The organism is Corallococcus praedator, from assembly GCF_003612125.1.
GTDB lineage: Bacteria > Myxococcota > Myxococcia > Myxococcales > Myxococcaceae > Corallococcus > Corallococcus praedator.
On sequence record NZ_RAWI01000073.1, the window covers coordinates 16,425 to 29,872 of the forward strand.

Annotated in this window: 13 protein-coding genes; 8 read left to right on the plus strand and 5 right to left on the minus strand. The window is 70.7% G+C overall.

The features are described 5' to 3' along the window. Window positions 1–47: 47 nt before the first annotated feature. Entirely contained in the window at window positions 48–608 is a 561-nt protein-coding gene (locus D7Y13_RS12490) for a DUF2378 family protein (RefSeq protein ID WP_120533242.1), read from the minus strand. A 168-nt stretch (window positions 609–776) separates the two neighbouring features. Continuing rightward, window positions 777–2,714, minus strand: a complete 1,938-nt coding sequence (locus D7Y13_RS12495) for a DUF4365 domain-containing protein (protein ID WP_120583451.1) — start codon at window positions 2,712–2,714, stop codon at window positions 777–779. A 98-nt stretch (window positions 2,715–2,812) separates the two neighbouring features. Here D7Y13_RS12495 and D7Y13_RS12500 point away from each other — a divergent pair, with 98 nt between their 5' ends. The 3 genes from D7Y13_RS12500 (at window position 2,813) to D7Y13_RS12510 (ending at window position 6,085) form a co-directional block, all read left to right on the plus strand. Beyond that, window positions 2,813–4,261, plus strand: coding sequence for a hypothetical protein (locus D7Y13_RS12500; RefSeq protein WP_199732752.1), 1,449 nt, complete (start codon window positions 2,813–2,815; stop codon window positions 4,259–4,261). A 44-nt stretch (window positions 4,262–4,305) separates the two neighbouring features. After that, a complete protein-coding gene (locus D7Y13_RS48670; RefSeq protein ID WP_120583449.1) occupies window positions 4,306–5,169 on the plus strand; it encodes an ATP adenylyltransferase family protein in 864 nt (287 codons plus the stop codon). A 100-nt stretch (window positions 5,170–5,269) separates the two neighbouring features. Next, window positions 5,270–6,085: an SAM-dependent methyltransferase gene (locus D7Y13_RS12510; RefSeq protein WP_233595508.1), complete on the plus strand. Its 816-nt coding sequence runs from the start codon at window positions 5,270–5,272 to the stop codon at window positions 6,083–6,085. A gap of 1 nt (window position 6,086) precedes the next feature. Here D7Y13_RS12510 and D7Y13_RS12515 read toward each other — a convergent pair whose 3' ends face one another. Then, entirely contained in the window at window positions 6,087–6,638 is a 552-nt protein-coding gene (locus tag D7Y13_RS12515; protein ID WP_120583448.1) for a hypothetical protein, read from the minus strand. A 141-nt stretch (window positions 6,639–6,779) separates the two neighbouring features. Between D7Y13_RS12515 and D7Y13_RS12520 the strand changes: the two genes are divergently transcribed. From D7Y13_RS12520 to D7Y13_RS12530, 3 genes are all read left to right on the plus strand, one after another. Then, complete coding sequence (locus D7Y13_RS12520; protein ID WP_120533247.1) at window positions 6,780–7,295, plus strand: sigma-70 family RNA polymerase sigma factor; 516 nt, start codon at window positions 6,780–6,782, stop codon at window positions 7,293–7,295. Beyond that, window positions 7,288–8,013 carry a hypothetical protein gene (locus D7Y13_RS12525; protein ID WP_120583447.1) on the plus strand — a complete coding sequence of 242 codons (726 nt, stop codon included), beginning with the start codon at window positions 7,288–7,290 and terminating at the stop codon, window positions 8,011–8,013. The genes D7Y13_RS12520 and D7Y13_RS12525 overlap by 8 nt, the downstream gene beginning before the upstream one ends. Window positions 8,014–8,132: 119 nt before the next feature. Next, on the plus strand, window positions 8,133–9,683 hold the full coding sequence (locus D7Y13_RS12530) for a caspase family protein (RefSeq protein ID WP_158620355.1): 1,551 nt from the start codon (window positions 8,133–8,135) through the stop codon (window positions 9,681–9,683). 54 nt (window positions 9,684–9,737) lie between these two features. Here D7Y13_RS12530 and D7Y13_RS12535 read toward each other — a convergent pair whose 3' ends face one another. Then, window positions 9,738–11,591, minus strand: a complete 1,854-nt coding sequence (locus D7Y13_RS12535; RefSeq protein ID WP_120583445.1) for a hypothetical protein — start codon at window positions 11,589–11,591, stop codon at window positions 9,738–9,740. Between the two features lie 244 nt (window positions 11,592–11,835). On the opposite strand from D7Y13_RS12535, the gene D7Y13_RS12540 reads away from it, so the two are divergent. Continuing rightward, window positions 11,836–12,351 carry an FmdE family protein gene (locus D7Y13_RS12540; protein WP_120583444.1) on the plus strand — a complete coding sequence of 172 codons (516 nt, stop codon included), beginning with the start codon at window positions 11,836–11,838 and terminating at the stop codon, window positions 12,349–12,351. Between the two features lie 31 nt (window positions 12,352–12,382). On the opposite strand, the gene D7Y13_RS12545 is transcribed toward D7Y13_RS12540, so the two are convergent. Then, window positions 12,383–12,760, minus strand: coding sequence for a DUF1304 domain-containing protein (locus tag D7Y13_RS12545; protein WP_120535546.1), 378 nt, complete (start codon window positions 12,758–12,760; stop codon window positions 12,383–12,385). Window positions 12,761–12,851: 91 nt separating this feature from the next. Between D7Y13_RS12545 and D7Y13_RS12550 the strand changes: the two genes are divergently transcribed. Next, window positions 12,852–13,445, plus strand: coding sequence for a TetR/AcrR family transcriptional regulator (locus tag D7Y13_RS12550; RefSeq protein WP_120583443.1), 594 nt, complete (start codon window positions 12,852–12,854; stop codon window positions 13,443–13,445). Window positions 13,446–13,448: the final 3 nt, after the last annotated feature.

The following is a 13,448-nucleotide window of genomic DNA, read 5'->3' on the forward strand; positions in this document are numbered from 1 at the left end:
AGGGGCCCCCGGTCTCGGATCCGCCGAGTCGCGCGGGCCCCGGTGCTTCAGGAGCCCGGCACGCCCCAGGTCACGCGGTAGGTGACGCTGTCGTCGTCGTACTGCACGACGTCCACCTGCGTGGTGGGGCCGCTGGCCGCGCGCACCGTGGCCAGCATCACGCCCTGCTTGAAGTAGCGCAGCAGGCCGGGCTCGTTGAGCCACAGGTCCGCTTCGCGCTCGCCGCGTTCGGTGATGCGGACCTCGGTGTAGTTGTTGCCGGTGCGGAAGCTGTGCTGCGTGCGGTGCAGCATCCGCTTGGGGCCGATGAGCCGAAGCACGCCCAAGAGCGCGCGGCCCACCATGGTGTCCCGGTAGCCGTCGATCATCCGCTCGCCCAGCATCCGCCACGCCACCGGATCCGGCTGCTCCGGGTGCAGCGACTTCGCGGTCAGCGCCACGCAGCGCGACCACGTGTCCAGCGAGTACGCGGGCTGGAGCGGTCGGTCCAGATCCAACCCCTCCTTGCGCAACTGCTCCTTGAGCGAGAAGGACACCTTGCCGGACAGTCCCCGGACGAAGAGTCCCTCGACGATGGTCGGGAAGACGAGTTTCTCGGCGGAGGCCATGGTGGGCCATTCCTCCCAGCCCTCCCGGTCCGGGTCAAGCCCTCCAGGCCGGATGACGTCCTTCGCTGGAAGCTCCTGTCATCCCCCAGGGCCATTCCCCCGGGCCATACGGACCCGGGCTGGTTGATACAATCCACGTAAAACAAGACAGAGCTTTTATCCCCGGGGTCAGGTCGGGGGTCGCCGTTCGGGGAAGAGTCCTTCGTCCGTCCCGTCCAGGTGGCGGAAGAACGTCCGGGCCGGTTCCTCCAGGCCGCGCAGGTACTCCATGTAGCCCCCGAGGGGGCCTCCTCCGGAGCGCGCGGTGAGCTGGCGTTCGGCCTCCTCGAAGAAGTGCTCGCCATGGTAGCGCAGCGCGAACCAGAGGAGGGAGATGCGCAGCAGTCCCGGGGCCTGTCCCGAGGCGTGGTTGAGCGATTCCATGGCCTTGAAGCAGGCCGTCACATCGCGGTGTCCCGTGAGGATGGCCCGGGCCAGCCACGCGTTCGCGCCCAGCCCCGGATCCATGTCGGCCTTGAGCTGCGCGTAGTGCGCCCAGGCGAGCTCGCACAGGGGATCCCACTGGAGCGCCTCCTGCAACGCCGCGAGCTGGAGCCAGGGATCCTCGAGGATGATGGCCTCGGAGGCGCGCTTCCAGGCGCGGCCCACCTGACGATGGCCGCTCCCGAAGAGCTGCTCGAGCATGGGCGCGGTGAAGTGTTCCAGCACCCGTTGCGGCTCCAGCTCGGGGTTCCGGTCGAACCACTGTGCGTACAGGCGGTCGGCATCGCTGAACCTCCGCAGGCGGAAGTACGCCCTCGCGAGCAGCGCCGTGACGCGGCGATCCTCGCTCAGCGTCGCGGTGTACGTGTAGCAGGCCACCGCCTGTCGGGCGCATCCGCGCAGCAGCAGGGCTCCCGCCATCGCGCTCCACCAGTCATCGCGTTGCAGGTGGCTCAGGTCGTTCATCGCCGCCAGTCGCAGGTGGTGCACCGCTTCCCTGCCGAGCCCGGACACGCGCAGGTGGTGGGCGAGGTGGGCGTGCAGGGCGCCCCTGTCGGCGGCCTCGTTCGTCCGCTCCAGGAGGTGCTTGAGCATCGCCCGGTAGCGCTGCGGGGCCTGCGACCCTCGGACGAAGGGCCGGCTTCGCAAGACCTCCAGGCCCACGCGGGCGGCGAGCACGGCCTGGGGTGTCAGCTCGCGGGCCGCGAGGATCTCCGCCGCGCCGAGCACGTCCTGGAAGTCCTCCGTCGCGAACAGCACGTTCCACACCACGGGCTGCAGGAGGAGGCGGGAGGCGGTGCTTCCGGGCCAGGCGCTGGACGCGAGTGCTTCCACCAGCAGCGCCGCCGCGTCGTCACGGAGGCCCGCGAGCGAGAGCGCCATCGCCGCGATGAGCCGCACCACGCCAGCGGCCTGCTCCGAGCTCGGCTCCGGAGGGAGGGACGTGGGCAGGGCGTGGTGGAGGTCCGAATACGCGACCCGGAGGGTGCTCCAGTCGGCGGCCACCTCCAAGAAGAGCTCCGCCGGCCCGGACTCCAGCGTCACCCGGGGACGGGCCGTGTCCAGCCAGGAGGCCACCGCGTCGTGGACCTCCTGCGAGATGCCGCCCGGCGGCAGCTCCAACCGCATACGCACGGAGGCTGGCTCCGGCACGGCTTCTCGCGCTCCGAAGAACCCCCGGACTTCTTCGAGCAGCTCGTCAGGCTCCCGGGCCCGGAGCGCCTCTTCCAGCCGCAGGCAGACGGTCTGCTGGAAGTCCCACCGCATGCGCTCCTCGGCGGAGTGCGAGGCCGCGAGGCGATGGACCCACGCGAAGAACAGCCCGTTCGTGGGCGCATGGAAGCCGACGAGCATCACGGGATGCGCCGCGTCCAGGTACTCCCGGAGCCGCTCGGCCCGGAAGGTGACGCTCACCCCCGTGTCATCCCCCTGGCCGCCGTCGGTGGCCTCGATGCCGGCGAAGAACGCGGGGCCCAGGGCCTTGCGGTGCCCGAAGGGCTGCACGCGGGCATCCAGGCCGTGCTCCCGGTGCGGGTCCTGGACCCTCCATTCCGGAGGAAGGGCTTCGTGGAAGGCCCGCCGGGACAGTGTTTCAAGGACCTGCGCTCGCGGTCGGGTCGACATCCGGCACCCCGGAGGAAGGGAGTGCGGGACTGTAGTCCGGAAAGGGGGAGGTTGCCTCGCGCGGTCATCTGGTAGCGTCCTGTCGTCCTGGCTCCCTGATGACGTCCCGTCCCCAGCCGTTCCTGCTGCTGTTGCTGTGCGTGCTGTGCGCGCTCCCGGCCCTGGGTGCCCGGCCGGTGCCCGCCTCCGCGGCGGACGGCATGGCGATGCTCCAGCGCATGGACACCGCCCGCGTCCAGGGCTCCCCCAGCGCGCTGCGCCGGGAGCTGGAGGCGCAGGAGGCGAAGACGCCGAAGGACCCGATGCCCCGGCTGTACCGGGCCTTCCTCGCGCTGCCATCCGATGAGAGCTTCAGCGAGTTCAAGGCGATCGCGGTGCTGTATCCGGAGAACCCCTGGCCGCACGTGGGCATGGGGCTCGTGTACGTGCGCTGGAAGATGCTCCAGGAGGCGAGCGCGCCGCTGGAGGCCGCGCGCAAGGCGGTGCCCGGCTTCGCGCCCGCGCTCTGGGCGGATGGCCTGCGCCTCCAGGCGGAAGGCAAGCCCGCGGAGGCGGAAGGGCGGCTGCGCGAGGCGCTCGCGAAGCTGGACATCCCGCGCATCCGCACCGACCTGGGACTGCTCCTCGCGGGCCGGCCGGGCGGGGCGGCGGAGGCGCGGGCGCTGCTGGCCCGGTCGGTGAAGGACTGGCCGGAGCAGCCCGAAGCGCTCCAGGTGCTGTCGCGGCTGGCCGGGGAGGCGGGGGATGCGAAGGCGGGCGCGGAGGCGGGCGCGTTGCTCGTCGCGCTCCAGCCGCATGACCGCGAGGCGCACCGGCGACAGGCGGAGGCGTGGCTCGCCGTGGGGGACAAGGCGCAGGCGGTGAAGATGCTGGAGCGTTACGCGACGCTCGGGGGCGCGGAGCCTTCAGTGCTCTCCTCCTGGGTGCGGCTGAGCGCGGAGCTGGGACGCCCCGAGGACGAGGAGAAGGCCCTGGTGCGCTTGAGCGCCGCGACCCCGAAGGATCCGGAGCCGCTGTCGCGCCTGGCCACGCTGGCCGAGGCCCGGTCGGATGCGGCTGCCACCGAGGCGCGCCTGGAGCAGGCGGTGGCGCTCGCGCCGAACCGCGCGGACCTCCAGGTGCGGCGGGCGCGGCTGTTCCTCCAGCAGGAGCGCTTCGTGGACGCCATGGCCGCGTACCGCGCGACGCTCGCCGCCACCGAGCGTCCGGTGCCGGAGGCGGTGGCGGAGACCGCGGAGCTGAGCCGCAAGCTGCACCTGCCCGCGACGCCCGCGAAGGGCACGGTGGAGCAGATCTACGACCGGGTGTCGCTGGGGCTCGTCGCGCTGTACCTGGAGCACCTCCAGGCGAAGCCGGACCTCAAGGGCAACCTCAAGGTGCGCGTGGACGTGGACCCGACGGGCAAGCCCACGAAGGTCGTGGTGCTCTACGACAGCCTTCAGGACGCGCTCATCACCCAGAGCGCGCGCGTCGCCTTCATGGACGCGCAGTACCCGCCCGACACCGGACCCCAGGAGCACCAGTACGTCTTCCGTCCCCCGCGCTGAAGGCCCGGCCTTCCCGCGACACGACCGACCGGGAGTTTTCGTCCGTGAACGCCTCACCGCTGACGCCCGAAGCCCTCTGGCCGCGCACGCTGGCGGTGACCCGACACGCGCTGGAGACCGGCGCGTTGCAGCCCATCACCACCGAGGCGCGCACCGTGGTGGAGGCGGGCGCGACGTTCCAGGTGCGCGTGCTGGGGCGGGTGGCGCTGAAGGAGCGTCCCCGGCCGGTGCCCGCCGGCGCGGCGCCCTTCAACCCGTTCGCGCACCCGGAGCCGGACCTGCTGCTGGGGGACGTGGCGCCCGCGCACGTGTGTCTGCTCAACAAGTTCAACGTGGTGGAGCACCACCTGCTGCTGGTGACGCGCGACTTCGAATCCCAGGACGCGCTGCTGACGGTCGGGGACTTCGACGCGCTCGCGACGTGCCTGGAGGGGCTGGACGGGCTGGCCTTCTACAACGCCGGGGAGATCGCGGGCGCGAGCCAGCGGCACAAGCACCTGCAGCTCGTGTCGCCGCTGGGGCCTGACGCGCTGCGGGCGCCGGTGGAGGCGCTGCTCCCCGCGCTGCCGGGACCGGGCCGCGTGGTGTCGGCGGGGGCGTTGCCCTTCCTCCACCTGCTGGTGGGACTGGGGCCCTGGACGGCTCCGGCCCCGGGGGCCCGGATGCTGGCGGCGTACCGGTTGCTGCGCGAGGCGTTGGGGCTGGGAGACACGTCGCCGTACAACCTGCTGGTCACCCGGGACTGGATGCTGCTCGTGCCCCGGAGCCGCGCGGAGCACCTGGGCGTCAACGTCAACGCGCTGGGGTTCGCGGGCTCGCTGCTGGTCCGCACGCCGGAGCAGTTCGACGCCGTCGCCGCGCTGGGGCCGTTGGAATTGCTGCGCCAGGTCACGGGCCTGCTTCCGTAGGAACGGTGCAACCGCGCGAGCGGGTCGGCACAATGGGCGGTCAGTTGCTTCACCCACGTCGCGATGACGTGGGTGGGGGGCCCTACCGAGGGAAGCGGCGATGATGGATGTGAATGAACTGGCCCGGGTGCCAGGGGTGAACCCCCAGGTTCCCGACGCGGCGCGGATCTACGACTACACGCTGGGCGGCACGCACAACTTCGAGGCGGACCGGCAGGCGGCGGAGTTCCTGTTCTCGTTGCTGCCCGCGACGCGCAAGTGGGTGCGGATGCTGCGCGCGTGCCTCCAGGTGGCGGCGAAGCGGCTGTCGTCGGAGGGCTACACGCACTGGGTGGACTTCGCGTCCGGCCTGCCCACCAACGACCACGTTCACGGCGTGCTGCCGCCGGACGTGAAGGTGCTGTATTCGGACATCAACCCGCTGACGATGGCGCAGGCGCGCGTGCTCCTGGGTGACGACCCGCGCGTGCGCTACCTGGAGTGCGACATCCGTCAGGCGAAGGCGTGCCTGGAGCGCGCCGACGTGCGCGAGTTCCTGGGCGGCGAGCGCAAGGTGGCCCTGGGCGCCAATGGCATCACCGTGTTCCTCAAGGCGGAGGAGAACCGGAAGTTCTTCCGCGACCTGTATGACTGGGCCGCGCCGGGCACGAAGCTCTTCACCACCTTCGAGACCAAGGACCCCGCGAAGACGACGCCCCAGTGGGAGCAGTTCGTGGGCATGTTCCAGAAGATGGGCGAGTCCTTCGAGCTGTTCTCCCTGCCCGAGTACCTGAAGCTCTGCGAGCCGTGGACCCCCGGCCCCGGCGGCGTCCTGACGGTGCGTGAGTTCCTGGGCCTGCCCGAGGGCTACATCACCGAGCAGGACCGGGAGGGCGTGGGCATCGAGTTCTATGCCGTCATCTTGGAGAAGAAGTAGCTCAGCAGCGCTCGCCCTCCAATGCGCACCGGCTCGCCGCGCACGGGGTGAACGGTGGGTTCGCGCAGCCCGACGCAGGGCAGGCACAGGTGGTGACCTTGTGCGTGGTCGGGTTGCAACAGGGGCCGTAGGCCGTGCCGGGGTCCCCCGGGCCTGCGTCCATGGGGCCCGCGTCGGTGCCTCCATCGGTGCCTGCGTCGGTGTTGGTGCCTGCGTCGGTGCTGGTGCCTGCGTCGGTGCTGATGCCGCCGTCGGTGCTGGTGCCTGCGTCCGTGTTCACGCCAGTGCCCGCGTCCCGGGATTGCTCCATCCCTCCGTCCGTGCCGAAGCCGCCGCAGGACTGACTGAGCGACTCCGCGCAGGTGCCCTCGGCGCAGGCTCGGAAGGCGGCTGGGCAGCCGTCGGGAGATTCACAGCGGCACGTGTCCACCTGGCCGGAGACGCAGCAGACGGCCCACGTCACCTCGCCCAGGGGGTCCAGGTCCTCGTACAGCGGGTCGAAGCACCCCGCTCCGAGCAGGGCGAGCAGGACGGCGGGCAGGAGTCGGTTCACGTGCGGTTGGGACACCCGACGGGCGCGGCCTGGGACATGCCGCCGGGGCGCGGCTAGTATCCCACACCCCGTTTCGGATTCGATGTCCCAGGCCACCGGGCCCGGGTGTCACAAGCACGAACAGGAAGGTCGGACACGCGGATGGCGAGCGGGCTCGGTGCGGAGGAGCTCAGGGAGCTCTACGAGCGCTTCGCGCCCGTGGTGCACCGTCGTGCGCTCGCCTTGCTCGGCCGTGACGCCGATGCGTGGGACATCGTGCAGGAGGTCTTCGAGCGCATGTTGACGGCAGGCGCGCGGTTCCGACGGGAGGCCCGTCCCATGACGTACGTGTACCGCGTCACCACCAACCTGTGCCTCAACGCGCTGCGCTCGCGCCACCTGCGCGAGCCGGCACTTCCTGAGCGCGAGGAGTCCGCGGCCCTCACCCCCAGTCAGTGGGAGGCCGCCGACTTCATCCGCCACCTGGTGGGCCGGATGGGCGAGCGCGAGCTGGAGGTGGCCACGCTGCACTTCTTCGATGGGCTGACGCAGGAGGAGATCGCCCAGATGCTCGACGTGTCGCGAAAGACCATCGTCCGCGACCTGGAGTCCATCCGGAAGAAGGCCGCGGAGCTGGGGCGGTTGCCGGGAGAGCACCTGGAGGCGGGCCGTGGCTGAGCACCTCTCGCGGTTGGAATTGGATGAATGGCTTTCGGGCCTGGATCCGTCGGGTCGCATGGGCGCGCATGTGGCGTCCTGCGCGACGTGCGGGCCCATCGCGGAAGAAATGCGGCAGGCGCGGGAGTCGAGCCTGCGCGCGCCCCGGGCGGCGACGGTGTTCGCGAAGCTGGAGGCGAAGCGCGCCCAGTCGGCGCGTGCGCGCTGGAGCTGGCATTGGGGCGGGCCGCTGGTGGCCGCGCTGGCGGTGGGGCTGGTGCTGGTCGTCTACGTGCCGAAGGGCACGGAGGACGGCGTGCGGCTGAAGGGGAGCGTGGCGCTGCGGCTCCTGTCGGAGGGCGGCGCGCCCGTGACGAGCGCGAGGCCCGGCGAGCACGTGACGCTGGCGGTGGGGACGGGAGCGCACCGGAACGTGCTGGTGCTCGCGGTGGATGAGGCGGGCGCGGTGGACGTGCTCTGGCCGCAGGGGGGACGGATCAGCGCCACGGTGGAGCCCGGGGCGGAGGTGAAGTTGTCGCCGCCGTTGGAGGTGACGCCGGGGTCGGTGGCGCTGCATGCGTTCTTCTCGGACACGCCGCTGCTCGCGGACGAGGCGAAGGCGGAGCTCCTGTCGCGCATCGCGGATGCCCGGGCGAGGGGACGGGGGCCGCTGGACGCGGTGACGCCTGACGGGCTCGGGAAGGCGAGCGCCCACGCGGTCCTGCGAGTCGCTCCATGAGGCAGGCCTTGTGCAGGCCCCTGCGGTCCTGCGGGTCGCTCCAGGAGTCAGGTCCTTCGCAAGCGAGTCGCCTCATGAGGCAGGTCGTCCCCAGGCCCCCGGCTTCCGCGAGTCGTCCGATGACGCGGTGGCTCACCGCGGTGGCGGGGTTGCTTGCCGCCCTCTGCGTGTTCGTGGCCCCGCTCCACGCCCACGCGGGGGAGGAGGCGCCGCGACGCTGGGCGCTGATCGTGGGGGAGAACCAGGGACTGCCCGGTGAAGAGCGGCTGCGCTTCGCGGAGGCCGACGCCCGCCGGATGCGCGAGGTCCTCCAGGAAGTGGGGACGGTGCCCCCGGAGCGCACCGTGACGTTGCTGGGCACGGATGCCGCCACGCTGCGTGAGGCCCTGACGCGCTTCCAGGCGCGGCTGTCCTCGGAGGCGACGTCGCGCGACTGGCTGGTGCTCTACATCTCCTCGCACGCGGGTGACGGCAGCCTGCACCTGCGAGGCACCGAGCTGCCGATGCGCGAGCTGGTGGACTTCCTCAAGGGAGCGCCCGTGGGCGTGGGGCTGCTCATCCTGGACTCGTGCCGCTCCGGCGTCGCCACGCGCCTGAAGGGCCTCAAGCCCGTGGCCGCGCCCATCACGATGGAGGCCGCGGACCTGGAGGGGCGGGTCGTCATCAGTGCCTCGGGTGCGGACGAATACGCGCAGGAGTCGGACGCGCTGCAGGGCTCCTATTTCACGCACCACCTGGCGACAGGCCTGCGCGGCGCGGCCGATGCGTCGCGCGATGGGCGCGTCACGCTGGAGGAAGCCTACCGCTACGCCTACGCGCGCACGTTGGAGTCCACGCTTGTCTCACCGGGAGGCTTGCAGCGTCCGACGTTCCGGATGGACCTGCGCGGACGCGGGGAGCTCATCCTCTCCGAGCCGCAGCAGGCACGGGGACGGCTGACATTGGATGTGAAGACGCCGGGCCGCTGGCTGGTGCTTTCCTCCGAAAGCGGCGCGCTGGTGGCGGAGCTGGAGAAGGGCGAAGGCCCCACCACGCTCGCGGTGGCGCCGGGGTCGTACCGGCTGCTCTTGCGCGCGGAGGAGGGCTACCTGGAGCGCGCGGTGACGGTGCCCGTCAATGGCAGTGCCTCGGTGGGGGGCGCGCCGCTGGAGCAGGCCGCGAGGTCGCGGCTCGCGCGCAAGGGTGGGGTAGGGTCCACGCTGTGGCTCGCGGTGGGACCGTCCCTGACGTCTGGGATTGTCGCGGGCCTCCCCTCCATCGCGGGCCTGGACGTGCGCCTGGAGCGCGAGGGCCGGCTGGTGTGGGGGCTGGATGCGTCGGGCGTTGGGCTCGCGGTGCGCCGGGGATCAGGCCGGCGGGTGGCGTTCCGGCAGACGGAGGTGGAGCTGCGGCTCAACGCGGGACCGCAGTGGAAGCACGGTCCGTGGACGTTCGCCGGCGCGCTGGAGGCCGGAGCGCTGGCGGTCTTCCAGGGCGGGCTTCCCTCCGATGAGACACGCTTCGGCCTGGAGCCGCTGGCGCTCGTGTCCGGAGGCGTGCGACTTGACGTGCGCGGCGGCGTGTCGATGCTGCTGGGGGCCTCGGTGGGAGGCGTGGTGGCGCGAAGGGAATCAGGCGTGGCGCTGGTGCCCCGGGCCTCCGCGTCCCTGATGGTGGGCTTCACGCTGTAGCGCGAGAGGCGCGGCCACCGCGCCCTGCCAGTCCCGCCCATGCGTTCGAGCCGCTCAATGGAACTGGAGCGCCAGGGGTGGGGACGCGGTCTTCGCCGCGTCATTGAAGTAGCTCACCAGGAGGTCCCGGGCGGCTCCCAGTTCCTTGAACGCCTCTTCAGCGTCGCCCATCGCTCGGGGGGCCACGAAGCGCGCCTGTTGCCGGTACTGGCGGGACAGCACATCCATCACCGTCTCACGCTCCATCAACTCCTTGAGCGTCAACCCCAGCTTCCGTGCCGCCGCGTGGAGTTCGAGCGAGGTCGGCCCCGTGTAGGCCGGGGTGGAGAGCGAACCGGGCGACCAGGTGATGACGGCGGTCTCCTGCTTCGGGCGCTCATGGGTCTCTTCGAGCACCAGCGGCAAGCTGGTGCAGCCGGCGAACCCGAGGCCCAGGAACAGCATCTCCATGTACCCCACGAACAGCGGTGCCGCGGCATCACACACGCCCACCATCTCCGCGATGACCGGCTCCCGGGGCGCCAGCTTCTGCAGATCCGCCAGGATGAGCCACACGGCCTGGGCCCCCACTGCCGCCGTCAAATCCCAGGGGGTCTCATCGTCTGTCGCGGCGACGCCCAGCTCGGAGAAGGAGAGCCCGATGGACGGATCGAGCTTCGGGCCCTTGTGCAGGACGCGGCTGTCGACCACCCGCCCCGGCAGGTCGAAGGCGCCCTGCTCGGATTCACATTCGCCGCATTGCTTGGCGAACTCGACCTCGCGCACCGTCTTCCAACTCTTGCCATGGAGGTCGATGAGCCGGGCCACGTCGCCCAGGTTCCTCTTGCCCAGGCTGTCCGAGAACCCCTTCAGGTTGATGCTCGCCAGGGAGTTGCCAGCACGCGACTTGGGGAAATACGTCAGCAGATCCCCCACGCCTTGCACCTTCTCACGCAGGTCGCGCCACCGGGTCCGCTCCGCGTGCAACCGGGTGTAGGAGAATCCCAGGAAGAGTGCCCGGTAGACCGAACACAGGGCGAAGCAGTTGGCGCGCTGATGCGACTCCTTGGAGGCGACGATGGCCGCGATCCCCGCGATGAGCTGGTCGCACAGCTCGCCCGCGAGCGCTTCCTCGCTGAGGCCCGGCAAGCGCCGCTCCCTCAGCGGCGTTTCATAACGCTGCCGGAGTTGTTGGAGGGCCCCCGACAGCGTCTGGCCCAGTTGCGCGTCCGGGTCGACGAGGGTCACTGCCTGCGCGGCCACGCTCTTCAAGGTCCGCACCTGCTTGGTGCTGCCCGGAAAGGAAGCGAACGTCAGGAACTCACAGAACCCGAAACGAATCCCGATCTCCAGGCTGGCACGGGCGATGACCGCGTGCGCGTGGGCGGAAGGCTTCGTCACGGACTGTCCCACGCCGGTATCGAGGATCGCGTTGAGCGGCCCTGGACCGTTCCTGGCGACGAACAACGTCTTCATCGCGCCGTACCAGCGCTCACCGATGGGGTTGATCGGATTCCTGCCGTCGCGCAGGCCATTCTTGTAGGCCTTGAAGTCATACACCTGACCGAACTTCCCGTCGTAGGGCACATTCAGGTCGACGAGGATTCCGCGCAGCTCCTCGAGCCTGGGGCCGTGGTCCCTCAGGAATGACTGGAGAGAGGTCAGAGCCCCAATGCCCAGGTTCCGTGGATTGGCGACCGCGTCATAGTCCTTCAGCGCGCTGTAGGCCCGGAGGCAGCTCCGGAGCGCTTCGATGCCCCGGCAGTTCGCGCAGCCGAAGCTGCCCGACATGCCCTCGGCGATGTGCTGGTGGTGCTCACGCATCTGCTTGATGCCGGAGCGATCGAGGAACCGACTCAGCCGCGTCGAGGTGAACGGCGTGTCCTTGCTGTAGCTGTAATCCGGAACAGCAAGGTGTGGCAGGTTCAAGTGCCTCGTGCGCACGCGGGCCTCGCGATGGGGGGAGGAGGGGCAATGACTCGTGCCCATCCTAGACGACTTGCCGGCCCTGCCGTTCACGAAGGTGCCTGGAAGCCCGGGCCTCCGGAACGGAGCTCTGAACTTCGAGGAACGGGGGCGAGGACCCCGAGCTCCCTCCTCTTCAGGGTGGCTTCGCGAAAGAGCCTGGGTTCCGGATAGAAGGCTCCTGCTGATTCTTCTGTTGGAGGCTCCCGTGTCCGTGCGCCGTCACCCGCTGCTCTTCGCCACGCTGTGCTTCACGCTGGGGTGCGCGGGTTCGCGTCCTGCCGCACCGCCGCCCGCTGAACCCGGAGCGCTGGAGCGGGTGGCCCTGGTGCATGGGGGCGCGGGACCGTGGGCGGTGGCGGGCTATCGCATGGGGGACTTCGCGCTCCAGCAACTGGGGTTGCCCCGGGGCAGCTTCAAGCTGGAGGTCGTCCACCACAGCCCGGCGCTGGTGCAATACACCTGCGTCGCGGACGGAGCGGCGGCGGCCACGGGCGCGAGCCTGGGCAAGCTCAACCTGTCGTTGGTGACGACACCCACGCCGGAGGCCGTCGCGACCACGTTCCGCAATCGCGCCACCGGCCAATCCCTCACCCTGCGCCCGTCCGCGAGCTTCGTGCAGCGCTTCAAGGACGTGCCGCGCGAGAAGCTGGGCGAGGCGGGCCGCGAGGTCCTCGCGCTGCCGGACGCGGACGTGTTCGAGACCGTCGTACCGGAGCCCTGACGCTTCCGGATTCGACTGCCCGAGGCCTGGCTCAGACAGCGACGAGCACGATGGCCAAGAGCGGCAACAGGCCCTGGACGAGGCTGGCCGTGAAGAAGCGGCGGTTGCTCGTCACCAGCACCAGGGCGGCCAGCAGCATGCACGCGCAGCCAAACATCACGACCGCCACGCCCGACGCGACCGACGCGGTGTGCACCAGCGCCACGCCGACGAAGACTCCCAGCGCGAGGAACAGGTTGTAGAAGCCCTGGTTCAGCATGATGGGCTTCGCCACGTCCGCGTCCGACTGCGACTTCAGCCCGAAGCGCTTCCACACCTTCGGCTGCGGGAAGAGGATGCTCTCCATCACGAAGAACAACACGTGGATGAGCGCTGCGATGACCGCGAAGACCTGTGCCAGTGGCGACATGATGACTCCCCCTCCGGGGTGGGCTATTCTGTACCAGTCAGTTCCGAATCCATATTGAAACGGTCGGTTCAGAATTGTCAAGGAGGGTGACGTGGCACGGACGCGTGCGTTCGATGAGACGGTGGCGGTGCGGGCGGCGCTGGGGGTGTTCTGGTCGCGGGGCTATGAGGCGACGTCGCTCGCGGACCTGGAGTCCGCGACGGGGCTGAACCGCTCCAGCCTGTATCAGGCGTTCGACAGCAAGCGGGCGCTGTTCACGCGCGCCGTGGCGCTGTACCTCCAGGAGGTCATCGCGCCCCGGCTGGGGGTCTTCGCCACCGGCACGCCGGGCCTGGAGCAGGTGACGACCTATTTCGAATCGCTCGCGACGACGATGGGCACCGCGCCGCCGGCCCTGACGCGGCGGGGGTGCCTGCTGGTGAATACGGCGACGGAGCTGGCCCCTCACGACGCGGAGGCCCACCGGGCGGTGGAGGACTACCGCGCCCTCTTGAGCGGGCACCTGACGCGGGCCCTGGAGGGCGCGGCCCGGGCAGGAGTCATGCCCCGGAAGACGGTGTCCCGCCGCGTGGAGTTGCTGGTGGGGGCCGTGATTGGCGTGCTCGTGACGGCGCGCGTGGACCCGGCCTCCGCGGCGAAGCTGGCCCGGGCGGCGGCGAGCGAGGTGGCGGGCTGGGCAGGGTAGGGA

Excerpts from the sequence above, each read along its gene's own strand:
- D7Y13_RS12520 (WP_120533247.1), top strand. The coding sequence starts at position 6,780 with ATGGCGAGCGGGCTCGGTGCGGAGGAGCTCAGGGAGCTCTACGAGCGC.
- D7Y13_RS12530 (WP_158620355.1), top strand. The coding sequence starts at position 8,133 with ATGACGCGGTGGCTCACCGCGGTGGCGGGGTTGCTTGCCGCCCTCTGC.
- D7Y13_RS12495 (WP_120583451.1), bottom strand. The coding sequence starts at position 2,714 with ATGTCGACCCGACCGCGAGCGCAGGTCCTTGAAACACTGTCCCGGCGG.
- D7Y13_RS12500 (WP_199732752.1), top strand. The coding sequence starts at position 2,813 with ATGACGTCCCGTCCCCAGCCGTTCCTGCTGCTGTTGCTGTGCGTGCTG.
- D7Y13_RS12510 (WP_233595508.1), top strand. The coding sequence starts at position 5,270 with ATGATGGATGTGAATGAACTGGCCCGGGTGCCAGGGGTGAACCCCCAG.
- D7Y13_RS12545 (WP_120535546.1), bottom strand. The coding sequence starts at position 12,760 with ATGTCGCCACTGGCACAGGTCTTCGCGGTCATCGCAGCGCTCATCCAC.
- D7Y13_RS12490 (WP_120533242.1), bottom strand. The coding sequence starts at position 608 with ATGGCCTCCGCCGAGAAACTCGTCTTCCCGACCATCGTCGAGGGACTC.